The following is a 16,527-nucleotide window of genomic DNA, read 5'->3' as shown; positions in this document are numbered from 1 at the left end:
CGGGCGCCGAACGTTGGACACACACAGTCTAAAGAGGACCGACCCAGGTGGGATGCAAGCGGGTGTCAGATGTTCAACGGCTGGTCGGCTATGGGGCGGGTTCTTTGAGGCCGTGGACGCCCTCGGCGGCAGCTTGTAGCGGCCACATCGGGTCCATCAGCACACGGACCAACTCGGTGTCTGCGGGCAAAGCCCAGGGTTCATCCACACCCAGACCCTCGGGCGCCACGCCTGGGCGGTACACATAGGTGCCAAACAACTGATCCCACATCGGCAACACCGCGGCGTAATTGCCCTGCACGCCCACGGCATGGTGCCAGCGGTGCAGTTCGGTGCCCGTGAGCAGGCGATTGAGAAAACCCACCCGGCTGTCCACGTTGAAGTGAGACACCAGGCCCTGCACACCGGTGACCACATTGGCAACGAACAGCGCCTCAACCGGCACACCCAGCAGCCAGGGAGGCACCGTAAAGATCAGGCGCACCATGACGGTGTTGAGCGGATGCGCCACGACGTGCATGAACACATAGACCTGCTGCGGCAAATGGTGCGCTGCATGCACGCGCCAGAGCCAACGGCCCAGCGGTCCCTTGCCTTCGTGGCTCGCGCGGTGCAGCGCGTACCACAGACCATCGGTGACGCACAGCGACAGCAAGGCCGCCGGCAACACCGGCAAGCCCGACAACCACGCGGTCGGTTGCAACCAGCCCATGTTCAGCACCGCCCACGACGCGGCCACATTGCCCGCCCCCATGGTGGCCGCCCCGAGGGCCATGAACGGAAGATCACGCTTCAGGAAAAGACGTGTGGTCATCTGCCAGCGCTTCTGCATCGGCCAGAACGTCTCCAGCAGCACCAGCGCCAACACCAACGTGGCGATGAACATGCCGTGCATGGCGCCCAGCTCCGCCTGGGGAAGCGCCAGCTGGTGCGCAAGATAGGCAATGGTCACCACCGCGATGCAGGGGTAGGCCAGGTAGCGGATGAACACGCGAATCATGTGGAAACTCCGGTGAAATTGGCATCAGGAAAATGCTGGACACGCTGTCCAGTTACGACCATTGAGGCCACAATCCTGATCGGAAAATCCACGCAGCGCCCGCACGGCTCACGGCCCGGGCGTCAAGTTATGAACACCACCGGGGGATGTGTGCAGAAATCAGCGGCCAACACCCAGCCAAAGCCCAGATCGCCATCTGGCACAAGGATGCTCGCGGCGCCCGCCGCCAAAACGCAAGCGCCTCGCGCGGACCGCCGTGTGCACCGCACGCGCAGGGCCTTGCGCGACGCCCTGATGGCCCTGCTGCCCGAAGTCGGCTGGGACCACATCGATGTGGCCAAGCTCTGCGAACGTGCCGACATCGGGCGATCCACGTTCTACCTGCACTACACCGACAAGACCGCGCTGTTGCGCGGCGCCTTCGGTGACCTGCAGGAACACCTGGTGTCCCATCTGGACACACAGGACGAAGCCGCAAGCCCTTTCCCTTTTCTGCCCGGCCTGCTGAACCATGTGCACGAACAGCAAGCGGTGTTCAGGGCCTTGCTCGGGCGCCGTTCCAGCCACGCCGTGCAAGCGCATTTCCAGGACCTGCTGATCTCGTTGTTCAGCCCGCCCAAGCCGCCGCGCGGCAGCCGGAAAACACCACTGGCCAACGCCCGCGCCGACATGCTGGCGGGCAGCCTGTTTCACCTGCTCGTCTGGTGGCTGGGCAGCGCCAGACCCCATTCACCCAGCGAGGTGGAGGCGATGTTTTTGGCGTTTTCCGTGTGTGACACGCAGGCGATCTGGCCCCCGGCGTGAGGACGCCAGGGCCGGGCCGTGAACAAGGTCCAGGCGTCGAGCAAAGTGGCTCACTGGCCCAACGACGCCTCGCTGCTGGAGTCGATGCTGGCGATTTCCCGGCCGTTGAACGTGCGCCGGACCACCGTGGTGGTGTCGGCCACCTCGGTGATGGCGGGCAGGCCCCGCATGCGGACCGTGGTGGACTGCCGCAGCTTGACCGTGGCCGACAGCCAGGGGAAGCCGGATGGCTCGATGCTGAGCAGTTCCATGTTGTTGTTCACCGATGCATTGGTCGCCCGGAAGGCCGCACTGGCGTCTTTCAGGTACTCGCACAGTTCTTCCTTGCCGCCCACGAACTGCGTCTCTCCCCGGGCGGTCTGCGAACGCAGGTCGACCTTGATGTCGGAGGCGTAGGCGTCACACATCCCGTCCTCGCCTTGCAGCATCATCTGGTCCTGCTTCTGCATCCAGCTCATCATGCCCGGCTCGGAAAAAACAAAGCGGCTGTGTCCGTAGAACGCAGCCGCCAGCACGCCGAGCCAAAACAGTTTTCTCATGTCCTCTTCCCTCGTTTGAAACCGCCTCAAACCGGGCGGCCGCGCATTGTCGCAGAGCACAACGGCGGGCCGCCCGCGCACGCGGTCAACGGGGAAACTGGCCCTCGCTGCGCGACGTCATCTCGGCGATCTGCAGCGACCGGATGGTGCGCCGCAAGACGTAGGTGGTTTCGCCCACTTCGTTGAGCGTACGCGCGCCCGGGAGCGTGAAGGTCGTGATCTGCCGCACCTTGACCTTGGCCGTCATCCAGGGAAAGTCGGAGTGTTCCAGACTGACCAGCTCGGTGCGGGTGTCGATGGCCGGCTTGAGCACCCGAACGTGGGCGTTGGAGGCCCGGACGTAATCGCACACGTAGTTCTTGCCACCATCCACCTGCCATTCCCCTTTCGGGTGGCCCGCACGGATGTTCACGTTCACATCAAAAGCGAAGTCGTCGCAGACGCCCTCTTTCATCGCGAACACCGCCTGCTCGTGGTCCTCGATCCACCCAAGCGCCCGGCTCTTCGACAGCGCCCACTGGCTGTGCCCATAGAAGACCGCGAGCAACCCCACGAGCCACAACAATCGTTTCATCATTCCTCCCTCTGGTGATACCGCCTCCCAACGAGACGGCGGCATATTCTCTTCGACGATCACGGGGGGCATGCTCGTGAAGTGCATGTAGGGACAGTGGTGGTCGTTGGCTCAGAACATGTCCCGCAGGCGAGTCTCACATCGGTCGATGACACCGGCATGTTTAACTGCCAGCATGGCCACGACGGGTCTGCTATCCGCCATATCTGTAACGGCGGTTGAAACTTACACTGCTCACTCAGGAAAAGGCGCACCGGCATTTTGTGCGGTTCAGTTCAACAAGGTCTGTCAGCAGCAGAGGAGGCCCAATGCTTGTTTCACACGTTGTCTATCGACCGATATACGCAGTTCGGTAAACGTCATGCACACGCTCATTGCACAAACGCGGAAGGCTCTTGAAGCTGAGCTGTACTACGTGGCTCTATTCACGGCGTTATCCATTCCGGACATGGCTGCCGCACTGGAATCCAGCGATGGACGAGCCTCTGGCAAGCGGTTCGCCGCATGGTATGAAGCGTGGGTTCGGCCGCGACTCAAGGAGAGTCGTGGCCGCGAGAACCCTTTGTCTGGTGAGGCGTGCTATGGATTCCGCTGTGCCCTGCTGCACCAGGGCCGTAGCCAACGAACCAGCGACCAGTACAACCACATCATGTTCATCGAGCCAGGCCATCCCAACTACAGCATTCACTACTGCGTGGTCAGCGGAAAGGCTCTTCTCATTCAGCTCGACGAGTTCGTTATGGAGGTATTGCGCGGTGGCGAGCTATGGCTCAATTCGGTCCAAGGCACTGACCCGTTTGAGCAGAACTACTCCCATTTTGCCAAGCGCCATCCACATGGCTTAACGCCATACGTAGTCGGAGTACCCGTCGTTGGGTAGGGCACCAGCAGAGGGCTCGGGGCTGGATGTTTTCCCGATGGCTTGGGACTGTAGTGGCGCACGGTCGACCAGCGTAGCAAGCTGCAGCACAAAGGTCGAATAGGTGGCGGACACGGCGCGCAAGAGCAATAGGCGGAGTCCATGTGGGGTTTGCGTCGAGCGAATTTCAGAAACCGGGCTACACTGCGCCCTGCTCCGGGGTGCACGGACCGCAAGGTCCAGCGCTGAGATGGTTGAAGAACCGAACCCGTGAACTTGATCTGGCTAGTACCAGCGAAAGAAGAGCGCAGCCCCCAGGGCCTGCATCCCCGACCCGTTCCTCGTGCGACGGGTCCGTCCACACCACCAGTGGGCCCGGGTGCATGTTTTGACGGGCGGTCTCCGGAGCATCCACAGCCCCACACAGGAGACCGCCATGAACGCCCCCGACAAGATTCCCTTCGCCGATCAGTTCGCGCTCAGCCGCGAACCCTTTCCTGCTTCGCGCAAGATCTACGTACCCGGCTCGAACGAGAGCATCCGCGTGCCGATGCGCGAGATCGCGCTGAGCAACGGCGAACTCATCACGGTGTACGACACCTCCGGACCCTACAGCGACCCGACCGCCGCCATCGACGTGCGCACCGGCCTGGCCGATGTGCGCGGCGCCTGGATCGCCGCGCGCGGTGACACCGAAAGCTACAACGGCCGCCAGCGCGCCGCGCTGGACGACGGCGTGAAGAACGAGGCACAGAACAACGGCACCACTATCGAACGCATCGAAGCCCTGCGCGCCGAAGCCGCCGGCCTGCAGCGCACGCCGCGCCGCGCCAAGAGCGGCATGAACGTCTCGCAGATGCACTACGCACGCAAGGGCATCGTCACGCCCGAGATGGAGTACGTGGCCCTGCGCGAAAACGGCAAGCGCGAGTGGATGCGCGAGTACCTGGGCGATCCGGCGCGGGAAGCGCGCCTGCGCGGCAACCCCATGGGGGCACGCATCCCTGACGTGTTCACGCCCGAGTTCGTGCGCGACGAAGTGGCGCGCGGCCGCGCCATCATCCCGGCCAACATCAACCACCCCGAGGTCGAGCCCATGGCCATCGGGCGCAACTTCGGCGTGAAGATCAACGCCAACATCGGCAACTCCGCCGTCACCTCCAGCATCGAGGAAGAAGTGGACAAGCTGGTGTGGGCGATCCGTTGGGGCGCCGACAACGTGATGGACCTGTCCACCGGCAAGAACATCCACACTACGCGCGACTGGATCGTGCGCAACAGCCCGGTGCCCATCGGCACGGTGCCGATCTACCAGGCGCTGGAGAAGGTGGGCGGCGTGGCCGAAGACCTCACCTGGGCGATCTACCGCGACACGCTGATCGAACAGGCCGAACAGGGCGTGGACTACTTCACCATCCATGCCGGCGTGCGCCTGGCCTACATCCACCTCACCGCGCAGCGCCGCACCGGCATCGTCTCGCGCGGCGGCTCCATCCTGGCCAAGTGGTGCATCACCCACCACAAAGAAAACTTCATCTACACGCACTTCGAAGAAATCTGCGAAATCATGAAGGCCTACGACGTGAGCTTCTCGCTCGGCGACGGCCTGCGCCCCGGCAGCGGCGCCGACGCGAACGACGAAGCGCAGTTTGCCGAGCTGAAGACGCTGGGCGAGCTCACGCAGGTGGCCTGGAAGCACGACGTGCAGACCATGATCGAAGGGCCGGGCCACGTGCCCATGCACCTGATCCAGGCCAACATGGACGAGCAGCTGAAGCATTGCCACGAAGCGCCGTTCTACACCCTCGGCCCGCTGACCATCGACATCGCGCCGGGATACGACCACATCGCCTCCGCCGTGGGCGCGGCCATGATCGGCTGGATGGGCACCTCCATGCTCTGCTACGTGACCCCCAAGGAACACCTGGGCCTGCCCGACCGCGACGACGTGAAGCAGGGGATCATTGCCTACAAGATCGCGGCCCACGCGGCCGACATCGCCAAAGGCCACCCAGGCGCCCGGGCGCGCGACGACGCCATGAGCAAGGCGCGTTTTGAATTCCGCTGGCGCGACCAGTTCGCGCTCGGCCTGGACCCGCAGACCGCCGAGGACTACCACGACGAAACCCTGCCCAAGGACTCGTCGAAAGAGGCGCACTTCTGCTCCATGTGCGGGCCGAAGTTCTGCTCGATGAAGATCACGCAAGACGTGCGCGACTACGCCGCGGCCAAGGGCGTGAGCGAACAGCAGGCGCTGAACGATGGCATGGCGCAGAAGAGCGCGGAATTCAAGGCCGTGGGCGGCGAGTTCTATGTGCCGGTGTCGTCGTTCGCCGGGCCGCCCCAAGAACGACAGCACCCCCTTGGGGGGCCTGGCGAAGCCAGGGTTGGGGGCCCAGATTCTTCCCTGACCACCAAGGGCTGAGCCATGGCGTCCATCGGGATTGCAGGGGCCGGCCTGCTGGGCCGCTTGCTGGCCTGGCGGCTCGGCGCCACACACGACGTCACCGTGTTCGACCCGGCCGACGGGCCGCAGGCCACCAGCGACGGCCGGGGCGCCGCGGCGTTCACGGCCGCGGGCATGCTCAGCCCGCTCGCCGAGCTGGAGACCAGCGGCCCCCGGGTGGCCGAGCTGGGCTGGCGCTCCATCGCGCTGTGGCGCGAGATCGCCCAGGCGCTGAGCCACGCGCCACCGGCGGCCGGCGCCTTGCCCGAGGCCTGCGGCACCTGCACTGCCTGCGCGCCCGAGCCAGGCGCAGCGGCACCGGCCGACATCCACTTCCGCGCGCTCGGCAGCCTGTTGCTGGCCCACGGCAGCGACCTGGGCGCCGCGCGCCGCGTGCTCGCACGCTTGGAGACCGCGCCCACCCTGGCCGCCGGGCTGCCCGCGCCGCAGGCCCTGGACCGCGCGGCCCTGGCAGCGCTGGAACCCAGCATCGACCCGCGCCTGCACGCCTGGCTGCTGCCCGGCGAGGGGCAGATCCTGCCGCTGCAGATGCTGCTGGCGCTGTGCGCGGCGTCGCCCCGCGTGCGCTGGCGCTGGAACACCCGCGTGCTCGAGGTGGCCCCGGGCCAGCTGAAACTGGAGGACGGATCGTCGCCGCGCTTCGACCTCGCCATCGACGTGCGCGGCGTGGGCGCCCGGCCCGACGCGCCGGTGCGTGGTGTGCGCGGCGAAGTGGTGTGGCTGCAGGCCCCGGGTGTGACGCTGCACCGCCCGGTGCGCCTGCTGCACCCGCGCCACCGCGTGTACATCGTGCCGCGCCCCTGCGACCACATCGTCATCGGCGCCAGCGAGATCGAGAGCGAAGACCGCTCGCCGGTGAGCCTGAAGAGCGCGGTGGAGCTGATGGCCGCGGCGCAGAGCGTGATCCCCGAGCTGGCCGAGGCGCGCATCGTGCACCTGGAAACCAACCTGCGCCCCGCCCTGCCCGACAACGAGCCGCGCACCGAACACCAGCCCGGCCTGCTGCGCATCAACGGCCTGTTCCGCCACGGCTGGCTGCTCGCGCCGGCGCTGGTGCAGGACGCGCTGGAAGAACTGGGACTCCCCCCTGCGCCGCCGCGCGGCTTCCCCCCTCCCGTTCCGGAGGGGGGACGCAGCCTGCCGCCGGGCCAAGCCCGTGCCGCGGCTGCCCTGGAAAGAACCCTTCGCTGATCAACCCATGTTGCACTTCAACGACCTCACCCTGCCCTGCCCGCCCGGCCTGACGCTGGCCGCGCTGCTGAGCGCGCAGCATGTCATCGCCGAAAAGGTGGCTACCGCCGTCAACGGCAAGTTCATTCCCCGCACACAGCGCGAAACCACCTTGCTGAACCCGGGCGACACCGTGCTGACGTTTCAAGCCATCGTTGGAGGCTGAACACATGGACCAACAACCATCCACCTGGGCACCCTACGGCGTCAACCTGCACAGCCGATTCCTGCTTGGCACGGCGGGCTACCCCTCGCCGCAGGTGCTGGCAGACAGCATCGCCGCCAGCGGCACGCAGGTGGTCACCGTGGGCCTCAAGCGCACGCTAGCCGCCGGTGGCGACAACGGCTTCATCGACATCGTGCGCACGGCCATGCGCGAGCGCGGCGCGCAGCTGCTGCCCAACACCGCCGGCTGCCGCACCGCGCGCGAGGCCATCGCGCTGGCGCACATGGCGCGCGAGCTGTACGGCACCGCGTGGATCAAGCTCGAAGTGGTGGGCGACGAACACACCCTGCAGCCCGACCCCTGGGGCACCGTGGAAGCCGCCGAGCAACTCACCAAAGACGGCTTCGCCGTGTTCCCCTACTGCACCGACGATCTCGTGACCTGCCAGCGCCTGCTGGACGTGGGCTGCGAGTTGCTGATGCCCTGGGGGGCGCCCATCGGCTCGGGCCAGGGTCTCATCAACCCGTTCGCGCTGCGCACCCTGCGCGCGCGCTTGCCCGGCGTGCCGCTGGTGGTGGACGCCGGTATCGGCTCGCCCTCGCACGCCGCCGCCGCGATGGAACTGGGCTTTGACGCCGTGCTGCTGAATTCGGCCGTGGCCCAGGCCCGCGACCCGGTGCGCATGGCGCGCGGCTTTGGCCTGGCCATCGAGGCCGGCCGCGCCGCGTACGAGGCCGGGGTGATGGCGCCGCAGGACATGGCGGTGGCGAGCACGCCAGTATCCGGTCACCCTTTCTTGATCCAATGAAACACCCGCTGCGCCACTGCAAGTCGCGCTCCGGCGCCCTAGGACAACCGTCATGACCCCCATCATCTGGAGCATCGCCGGCACCGACAGCGGCGGCGGCGCCGGCCTGGCGGCCGATCAGCGTGCGGCCGATGCCTTTGGCGTGCACTGCTGCACTGTGGTCGCCGCCATCACGGCGCAGAGCACCACCGAAGTCAGCCACATCGAAGCCACGTCGCCTGCGGTGCTTCAGGCCCAGCTCGCCACACTCGCGGCCGACCTGCCGCCGCGCGTGATCAAGACCGGCCTGCTGGGCAGCGCCGACAACGTGCGCGTGCTCGCCCGCTTCGTGGACCGGTTGCGGGAAGACGGCCCGCTGGCGCTGGTGGTGGACCCGGTGCTGCGCGCCAGCACCGGCGCTGCCCTGGCCGACGCCGAACTGCGCGCCGCCTACCGAGACCTGCTGCTGCCGCGTGCCACGGTCATCACCCCCAACCAGGCCGAGGCGGTGGCCCTGCTGGGCGACGGTTTTTCCGGGGACATTCCCGCGCAGTCGCTTGCCTTGCGCGCGCTGGGCTGTGAAGCGGTGGTGATCACCGGTGGGGACGCGGCCGCCATCAGCCGCCATGACAGCCTTTCCATGGACTGGCTGGACACGCCGCACGCCCAGGGCTGGCTCAGCCTGCCGCGAGAGAACACGCCCCACAACCACGGCACGGGCTGCACCTTTGCCTCGGCCATGGCGGCCGCCCTGGCCCTGGGCTGGGTGCTGGCCGACGCGGCCGTGCTGGCCAAGATGGCGGCCACCCACGCGCTGCGCCACGCACGGGCCGTCGGCCGGGGCGTAGGCCCCGTCATCGCTCGCGAGGGTTTCGGTGTCGACCCCTCCTTGCTGCCACGGCTGTCGATCGGCAGCGAAGCATCGGCCGGCTGGACCACCCGCCCGCGCGGACAGGCCCCGGGGGTCTACGCCATCGTCGACAGCGCACAGCGCGTGCGCCAGTGCGTGGACGCGGGCGCACGCACGGTGCAGCTGCGCATCAAGCGCCCATCCATCACACCGCCGAAGGATCCCGCCTGGCGCGAGCAACTGGCCGCGGAGATCCGATCGGCCCAATCGGCCGCCGACGCCGCAGGCGCCACGCTCTACATCAACGATCACTGGCAGCACGCGCTGGCCAACGGTGCCCGCGCCCTGCACCTGGGCCAGGAAGACCTGCTCTCGCTCTCGCCCGCCGAACACGCTCAACTGGCCCAAGCCCGTACCGATGGCGTGGCGCTGGGCCTGAGTTCGCACAGCCTGTGGGAGCTGTGCCGCACCCACACCCTGCTGCCCGACTACGTGGCCTGCGGGCCCGTGTGGCCCACCACCACCAAGGACATGCCCTGGCATCCGCAAGGTCTGGACAACCTGGCCTGGTGGGCCCACATGGCGCCCGCGCCGGTGGTGGCCATCGGCGGCATCCTCGAACCGGCCCAACTGCAGGCCGTGGCCGAGGCGGGGGCCGCCGGGGGCTGCGTGGTGCGCGGGCTCGGTGACGACCCGTCCGCCACCCTCCCGGCCTGGCTGGCGGCCTGGCGGGCCGGTCAGACCCACCACGGCCAGCACCCGCCGCCTGACCTGCCCCACGCCTCGCTGTCCGCCTGACAAACCGCGAAAACCTAGGGTTAACCCTAGTATCTGGTAAGGTTCGAGGGTTTCGCCACCGCCGGGCGACCGGTGCGCCAGCCGCACCGGGGCACCGGCATCTTTCATCCTCCGGAGAACCCCATGGATCGTCGTTCCCTCATCAAGCACGCTGGCATCGTTGGCGTGTTGTCCGCCGGCATTGCCCCGGCCGTGCATGCCCAGGCAGCCGTGCGCTGGCGCATGGCGTCAAGCTTCCCCAAGTCGCTGCCCACCATCTACGGGTCGGCCGAGAAGTTCTCGGACACCGTCAAGGCGCTCTCGGGCGGCAAGTTCGAGGTGTCCGTGCACGCGGCGGGTGACCTGGTGCCGGCCTTCGGCGTGGTGGACGCCCTGCAGCAGAACACGCTGGAGATGGCGCAGACCGCTTCCTACTACTTCACAGGCAAGGACCCGATCTTTGCGTTTGGCTGCGCCGTGCCCTTCGGTCTGACGGCCCGCCACATGGACGCCTGGATGGAGCACGGCAACGGCCGGAAGTACATGGACGCGTTCTTCGCGCAGTTCAACATCACCTCCATGAGCGCCGGCAACACCGGCACGCAGATGGGTGGCTGGTACCGCAAGGAAATCAAGACCGCCGCCGACCTCAAGGGCCTGAAGATGCGCATGGGCGGCGGTCTGTTCGGCGAGGCCATGGCCAAGCTGGGCGTGGTGGCCCAGAACATGCCGGCCGGCGAGGTGTACCAGGCGCTGGAAAAGGGCACGCTGGACGCCACCGAGTTCGTCGGCCCCTTCGACGACGAGCGCCTGGGCTTCCAGAAAGTGGCCCCGTTCTACTACTACCCCGGCTGGTGGGAAGGTGGTGCCGAGCTGGAATTCTTCATCAACAAGAAGGCGTTCGAGGCGCTGTCGGCTGAGAACAAGGCCATCATCCGCGCTGCGGGCGCCGTGGCCGCGCGCGACATGACGGCCAAGTACGATGCCCAGAACCCGGCAGCGCTCAAGCGCCTGGTGGCCAGCGGCACCAAGCTCAAACCCTTCAGCAAGGAGCTCATGGACGCGGGCTACAAGGCCTCCATGGAGGTGTTCGCAGCCCACGAGGCCAAGTCGCCCGAGTTCAAGAAGATCCACCAGGACATGCGCGCCTTCCAGCGCGACCAGGTGCTCTGGAGCAAGTTCTCCGAGTGGCGCTACGACGGCTACATCGGTGGCGTCAAGCTCTGATCCCGGACGAAACCCCCCATGCAAAAAGCCGCTCGATGAGCGGCTTTTTTTGTGGTCGCAAGACCTTGCTCAGGGCCTGGCGTCGCCCACCGCCATGTGCGCCACCTGCTGGTCCAGGATTTCTTCCGGCTCCTGCGCCTCCTGCGTGGTGGGTTTGTCCAGCCCCTGCTGCAGGCGCTGCATGTCGAGGTCCCCCGTCCATTTCGCCACCACCAGCGTGGCCACGCCGTTGCCCACCAAATTGGTCAGCGCGCGGGCTTCGCTCATGAAACGGTCGATGCCCAGGATCAGCGCCAGGCCGGCCACCGGCACACCGCCCACGGCCGACAGCGTGGCCGCCAGCACGATGAAGCCGCTGCCCGTGATGCCGGCCGCGCCCTTGGAGGTGAGCAGCAACACGGCCAGCAGGGTCAGCTGCTGCGTCAATGTCATGGGCGTGTCGGTCGCCTGGGCGATGAACACCGCAGCCATGGTCAGGTAGATCGAGGTGCCGTCGAGGTTGAATGAATAACCCGTGGGGATCACCAGGCCGACCACCGACTTCTTGGCACCCAGGTTTTCCATCTTCTCCATCATGCGCGGCAGCACCGATTCGCTCGACGAGGTGCCCAGCACGATCAGCAGCTCTTCCTTGATGTAGCGGATGAACTTCACGATGCTGAAGCCGTGCAGGCGGCTGATGATCCCCAGCACCACGAACACGAACAGCAGGCAGGTCAGGTAGAAGGTGCCCATGAGCTTGCCGAGCGAGAACAGCGAGTCGATGCCGTACTTGCCGATGGTGAAGGCCATGGCGCCGAAGGCACCGATGGGGGCCACCTTCATGATGATGCCGACGATGTCGAACAGCACGTGCGAGCTCTTCTCGATGAAGTCGAACACCATGGTGCCGCGACCGCCGAACTTGTGCAGCGCGAAGCCGAACAGCACCGAGAACAACAGCACCTGCAGGATGTCGCCCTTGGCGAATGCGTCCACCACCGAACTGGGGATCACGCCCATCAGGAAATCGACCGTGCCCTTCATCTTGCCGGGCTCGGTATAGGCCGCGATGGCCTTGGTGTCGAGCGAAGCGGCGTCCACGTGCATGCCCGAGCCGGGCTGGATCAGGTTGACCACCAGCAGGCCGATGAGCAGCGCCACCGTGGACACGACTTCGAAGTACAGCAGGGCCAGGCCGCCGGTCTTGCCGACCTTCTTCATGTCTTCCATGCCGGCGATGCCCACCACCACGGTGCAGAAGATGATGGGCGCGATGATCATCTTGATCAGCTTGATGAAGGCGTCGCCCAGCGGCTTCATCTGCTCCCCGAGCGCGGGGTAGAAGTGGCCCAGCAGCACGCCAACGGTGACGGCGAACAGGACCTGGACGTACAGGGATTTGTAAAGCGGCTTGCGCGCGGTGCTCGGTGTCATGGGTTTGTCTCCAGGAGAGCTTGTCGGGGGTGCGGCACCGTGTGGCGGCGCCGGCCGGCATCCCGTGTTCGGGACAGGCGGGACGATACGCACCACGGCGGGGCGCGCCAACTGTGGCGTTCAACAGTCGTAGTACTACGTACGCGACTTTGGGGTGGCCGCTCAGCCGGTGATCAGCGCGTTCTGCACATCGTTCAGCAGCCCCGGCCCCAGGCTGCGCCGCAGGCCGTCCCAGGCCGGCTGCACCGCGCGGCGCAGCACCGCGCGCTCGGCAGCGCCGAGCTGATGCAGCATCACCCCCGGCGTGCGCCGCAACGTGGCCAGGGCCTGCTGGTCCAGCGCGGCGGCGAGCCGGTTGCCATGCGCCAGCGCGCCGGCCAGCGCGGCGCCCAGCAGCGTGCGGTCGGCCGGCGCGAGGCTGGCCCAGAAGCGCGGGTTGCTCACCACCGCATAGCCCAGGTAGCCGTGCTGCGTCAGCGTCACCTGCGGCTGCCACGGCGCCAGGCCCTGGGTCAGGTAGTTGGAGAGCGGGTTTTCCGCCGCGTCCACCACGCCACTGGCCAGCGCGCGCTGCGTCTCGCCAAACGGCAGCACCACCGGGCGTGCACCGAGCGCGCGCATCTGCGCGGCCAGCACGCGCGAGGCCTGCACCCGCACCCGCAGGCCTTTGAAATCGGCCGGCGTGCGCAACGGCCGGGTGGCGCTCATCTGCTTGAAGCCGTTGTCCAGAAAACCCAGGCCCAGCATCTGCTGGCGGCCCAGACGCTGCAGCAACCCGCGCCCCACCGCGCCCTGCGTCACGCGCCGCACCTGCGCCAGATCGGCAAACAGGTAGGGCAGATCGAACACCTCGAACTCGGGCACGCCCGCGTTGCCGAACTTGGAGAGCGAAGGCGCCAGCATCTCGACCGCGCCCAGGCGCAGCGCCTCCATCTCGTCGTCATCGCCCCAGAGCTGCGAGTCGGGGAACACCTCCACGCGGATGCGTCCCTCTGCGCGTTCGTGCACCAGCGCCTGGAAACGCAGCGCCATCTGGCCCTTGGGCGTGTCCGGTGCCACCACGTGCGAGAAACGCAGCAGCACCACCGGCCGGACCGCCAGGGCCACGCCACCGGCCACCGCGCACCCAGCACCCAGCAAAGTGCGGCGCAGCAAACGCGGCGCACGGGATGGGGCGGTGATCCGGAGGTCAACCATGCTCGCTATGCTAGCGGGCAACCCCACCGCCATGGCCACCGAACCGACGCTCGATTTTCAAACGCTGGACCTGGACACGCGTCAGGCCTCGGCCCTCACACGCCGTGCTGTGACCTGGCTGGGCGCCCTGCTGCTGCTGGTGGCCGCGTCGACGGTGGCGATGGTGCTGTTCCTGCGCAGCGAGGAAACGCGCGAAGAAGACCGCCGCCGCACGGCCGACGCCGAATGGCTGGACCAGACGCTGCTGTTCCACTTCCGCCGGCTCGAAGGCGATCTGGGTGTGATGGCGCTGCAGGCCCGGCAGCGGGTTGGCGCCGTCGGCACGGCCCCGCTCACCGGCCCGTGGTGGCGCGAGGCGGGCCTGGTGGCCGCCCACGGCTGGCTGCCGGCCGAACAGGTTGAGGCCAGCGACCAATGGCCCACGTTTCTGAAGGAGGCCGCGCGCCAGCCGCACAACGCCGCGGCCCTGGCCACCATGCTCGACACCACGCGCGGCCTGCAACGCCCGGCCTACGCCGGGCCTCTGGCACCGGCAGACGGCAGTCCGGGCCGACAGCTCTGGCTGGCCGTGCCGCTGTTCGAGCAGGGCCGCTTCGTGGGCGCCACGGTGGCGATGGTGTCGGTCGACGTCTTGTTGAGCGCGTTCATCCCGGCCTGGTTCCTGCAGGACCACCGGCTGGTGCTGGACGACGAAACCACCCCGCAGGCGCCGGTCGGGGGCGGCGCGCGCTTTCTCGCCCCCATCAACCTGCCCGGTGCACAGCTGGGGCTGTGGGTCGAGGCGCTGGGCAACCAGGCGCCGCTGGCGCCGCGCGCCTTCTTCCTGGTGGCCCTGGTCTGCCTGGCCGGCATGCTGCTGACGCTGGTGGCGCTGTGGCGCGACATTCTGCGCCGCCAGCGCGCCGAGACGCGGCTGCAGACCCAGCTCGCGTTGCGCACCGCCATGGAACGCTCGGTGGCGCTGGGCCTGCGCGCCTGGGATCAGGCTGGCCACCTGATCTACGCCAACCCCGCCTTCGGCCGCCTGGTGGGCTGGACCCCGCAGGAACTCATCGCGCACAACGGCGCACCGCCCTACTGGCCCGCCGACCAGGGCGAGGAGTTCGGGCAGATACGCAGCCAGGCGGGCGACGTCGCGGCACAGGCCGGCACCGAGCTGCAGCTGCAACACCGCGACGGCCACCGGCTCGACGTGCTGGTGCACAGCGCCCCGCTGGCGCTGGCCAGCGGCGAGGTGGTGGGCTGGGTCGGCTCGGCGCTGGACATCACCGAGCGCCGCCGTGTCGAGCGCCTGGCCGCGCGCCAGCAGGAGCTGCTCGAAGCCTCGGGCCGGCTGGTGGCCATGGGTGAGGTGGCGTCCACCCTGGCGCACGAGCTCAACCAGCCGCTCGGCGCGCTCAGCAGCTTTGCCACAGGCCTGCTCAACCGTGTGCGCGAGCAGCGCATCACCTTCGACGAAATCGTGCCGGTGGTCGAGCGCATGGAGCGCATGGCCGAAAAGGCCGGCCGCGTGATCCAGCGCATCAACGCCTTCGCGCGCCGCCAGGACATGACCCGCCAGCCGCTCGCGTTGCGGCCCTTCGTGGCGCGCGTGGCCGCGGGCGCGCCGCTGCCCGACGGCGTGACACTCGATCTGCAGCTGCCACCCGGCGACGGCCCCACCGTGCCGGCCGACGCACTGCTGCTCGAAAACGCGCTGCACAACCTGGTGCTCAACGCCGGCGAGTGGGCGCCGCGCAGCGGGCGCACGCCGGCGCGCGTGCGGGTGGACCTGGTGAGCGGCGATGGCCAGGTGGGCGTGCGCGTGGCCGACAGCGGCCCGGGCGTGCCCCCGGAGCAGCTGGGCACGATCTTCGACGCCTTCGCCAGCCACAAACCTGGTGGCATGGGCATGGGTCTGGCGATCTGCCGCTCCATCGTCGAGGCACACCACGGACGCATCGAAGTCGAGCGCAGTGCCGAGCTGCAGGGCGCAGAATTCACGCTGTGGTTACCTCTGATATGAACCCCACCGTTCACCTGATCGACGACGACACGGACTTCCGTGAAGGCCTGGCCTGGCTGCTCGATTCGCGCGGCCTGCCCACGCGCAGCTGGACCGGGGGCGACACCTTCCTGCAGGCGCTGCGCAGCGGCGAGGTGCCCAACGCCTGCAGTGTGGTGCTGCTCGACATCCGCATGGAACCGCTCTCGGGCCTGGCCACCTTCGAGCAGCTCAAGGCCCTGGCCTGGCCCTGGCCGGTGCTCTTTCTCACAGGCCATGGCGACGTGAGCATGGCGGTGGCGGCGGTGAAGAACGGCGCCTGGGACTTCCTGGAAAAGCCATTCCAGAACAACCTGCTGGTGGACAAGGTGGAGGCCGCGCGCCAGGCCGCCGTGACGCTGCACATCGAATCGCAGGACCGGCTGCGGTTCCAGCAGGCGCTGGCCGCGCTGAGCGCGCGCGAGCGCGAGGTGCTGACCGAGCTGCTGCAAGGCCACTACAACAAGAACATCGCCGACCACCTGGGCATCACCCAGCGCACGGTGGAATTCCACCGCGCCAACATCTTCGAGAAGCTCCAGGTGCAGTCGGCCGTGGAGCTGGCCCACCGCATGGGCCTTCTCGGCAGCGGCACCTGAGGCTGAGCACCG

General features: G+C 67.7%; 15 protein-coding genes and 1 riboswitch. Of the genes, 10 read left to right on the top strand and 5 right to left on the bottom strand.

The annotated features are described in order from the left end of the window. Positions 1–88: 88 nt before the first annotated feature. On the bottom strand, positions 89–1,000 hold the full coding sequence (locus HTA01S_RS13610; RefSeq protein ID WP_068172411.1) for a sterol desaturase family protein: 912 nt from the start codon (positions 998–1,000) through the stop codon (positions 89–91). A gap of 258 nt (positions 1,001–1,258) precedes the next feature. Between HTA01S_RS13610 and HTA01S_RS13605 the strand changes: the two genes are divergently transcribed. After that, positions 1,259–1,804 (top strand): TetR/AcrR family transcriptional regulator, encoded by a 546-nt coding sequence (locus HTA01S_RS13605; RefSeq protein WP_169804778.1) that lies wholly within the window; start codon positions 1,259–1,261, stop codon positions 1,802–1,804. Between the two features lie 50 nt (positions 1,805–1,854). On the opposite strand, the gene HTA01S_RS13600 is transcribed toward HTA01S_RS13605, so the two are convergent. Together HTA01S_RS13600 and HTA01S_RS13595 are read right to left on the bottom strand one after the other, a co-directional pair. Then, the gene (locus HTA01S_RS13600) at positions 1,855–2,343 is read right to left on the bottom strand and encodes a hypothetical protein (protein WP_068172405.1); all 489 of its coding nucleotides are present in this window, start codon (positions 2,341–2,343) and stop codon (positions 1,855–1,857) included. A gap of 85 nt (positions 2,344–2,428) precedes the next feature. Further along, the gene (locus HTA01S_RS13595) at positions 2,429–2,917 is read right to left on the bottom strand and encodes a hypothetical protein (RefSeq protein ID WP_157572102.1); all 489 of its coding nucleotides are present in this window, start codon (positions 2,915–2,917) and stop codon (positions 2,429–2,431) included. A 361-nt stretch (positions 2,918–3,278) separates the two neighbouring features. On the opposite strand from HTA01S_RS13595, the gene HTA01S_RS25280 reads away from it, so the two are divergent. The 7 genes from HTA01S_RS25280 (at position 3,279) to HTA01S_RS13560 (ending at position 11,280) form a co-directional block, all read left to right on the top strand. Next, positions 3,279–3,797, top strand: coding sequence for a hypothetical protein (locus HTA01S_RS25280; protein WP_157572101.1), 519 nt, complete (start codon positions 3,279–3,281; stop codon positions 3,795–3,797). Positions 3,798–3,983: 186 nt separating this feature from the next. Next, positions 3,984–4,096, top strand: a riboswitch (TPP riboswitch). Between the two features lie 116 nt (positions 4,097–4,212). Then, positions 4,213–6,201 carry a phosphomethylpyrimidine synthase ThiC gene (gene thiC / locus HTA01S_RS13585; protein ID WP_084236102.1) on the top strand — a complete coding sequence of 663 codons (1,989 nt, stop codon included), beginning with the start codon at positions 4,213–4,215 and terminating at the stop codon, positions 6,199–6,201. A 3-nt stretch (positions 6,202–6,204) separates the two neighbouring features. Beyond that, a complete protein-coding gene (locus HTA01S_RS13580; protein ID WP_084236101.1) occupies positions 6,205–7,434 on the top strand; it encodes an FAD-dependent oxidoreductase in 1,230 nt (409 codons plus the stop codon). 7 nt (positions 7,435–7,441) lie between these two features. Continuing rightward, on the top strand, positions 7,442–7,639 hold the full coding sequence (thiS, locus tag HTA01S_RS13575) for a sulfur carrier protein ThiS (protein WP_068172398.1): 198 nt from the start codon (positions 7,442–7,444) through the stop codon (positions 7,637–7,639). A 4-nt stretch (positions 7,640–7,643) separates the two neighbouring features. Beyond that, on the top strand, positions 7,644–8,447 hold the full coding sequence (locus tag HTA01S_RS13570; protein ID WP_068172394.1) for a thiazole synthase: 804 nt from the start codon (positions 7,644–7,646) through the stop codon (positions 8,445–8,447). Positions 8,448–8,499: 52 nt separating this feature from the next. Then, positions 8,500–10,074 carry a bifunctional hydroxymethylpyrimidine kinase/phosphomethylpyrimidine kinase gene (thiD, locus tag HTA01S_RS13565; RefSeq protein WP_068172392.1) on the top strand — a complete coding sequence of 525 codons (1,575 nt, stop codon included), beginning with the start codon at positions 8,500–8,502 and terminating at the stop codon, positions 10,072–10,074. A gap of 123 nt (positions 10,075–10,197) precedes the next feature. Next, entirely contained in the window at positions 10,198–11,280 is a 1,083-nt protein-coding gene (locus HTA01S_RS13560; protein WP_068172388.1) for a TRAP transporter substrate-binding protein, read from the top strand. A 69-nt stretch (positions 11,281–11,349) separates the two neighbouring features. Here the strand turns inward: HTA01S_RS13560 and HTA01S_RS13555 are convergent, their stop codons facing one another. Further along, a complete protein-coding gene (locus HTA01S_RS13555; protein ID WP_068172385.1) occupies positions 11,350–12,696 on the bottom strand; it encodes a dicarboxylate/amino acid:cation symporter in 1,347 nt (448 codons plus the stop codon). 162 nt (positions 12,697–12,858) lie between these two features. Beyond that, positions 12,859–13,893: a DctP family TRAP transporter solute-binding subunit gene (locus HTA01S_RS13550; RefSeq protein WP_068172382.1), complete on the bottom strand. Its 1,035-nt coding sequence runs from the start codon at positions 13,891–13,893 to the stop codon at positions 12,859–12,861. Here HTA01S_RS13550 and HTA01S_RS13545 point away from each other — a divergent pair. Both HTA01S_RS13545 and HTA01S_RS13540 read left to right on the top strand, forming a co-directional pair. Next, complete coding sequence (locus HTA01S_RS13545) at positions 13,892–15,898, top strand: ATP-binding protein (RefSeq protein WP_068172380.1); 2,007 nt, start codon at positions 13,892–13,894, stop codon at positions 15,896–15,898. The genes HTA01S_RS13550 and HTA01S_RS13545 overlap by 2 nt on opposite strands. Continuing rightward, entirely contained in the window at positions 15,895–16,515 is a 621-nt protein-coding gene (locus HTA01S_RS13540) for a response regulator transcription factor (RefSeq protein ID WP_068172379.1), read from the top strand. The genes HTA01S_RS13545 and HTA01S_RS13540 overlap by 4 nt, the downstream gene beginning before the upstream one ends. Positions 16,516–16,527 lie beyond the last annotated feature (12 nt).

The organism is Hydrogenophaga taeniospiralis CCUG 15921 (assembly GCF_001592305.1).
Taxonomy (GTDB): Bacteria; Pseudomonadota; Gammaproteobacteria; order Burkholderiales; family Burkholderiaceae_C; genus Hydrogenophaga; species Hydrogenophaga taeniospiralis.
The sequence above is the reverse complement of the archived record's forward strand: the minus strand, read 5'-3'. Positions and strand labels throughout refer to the sequence as shown.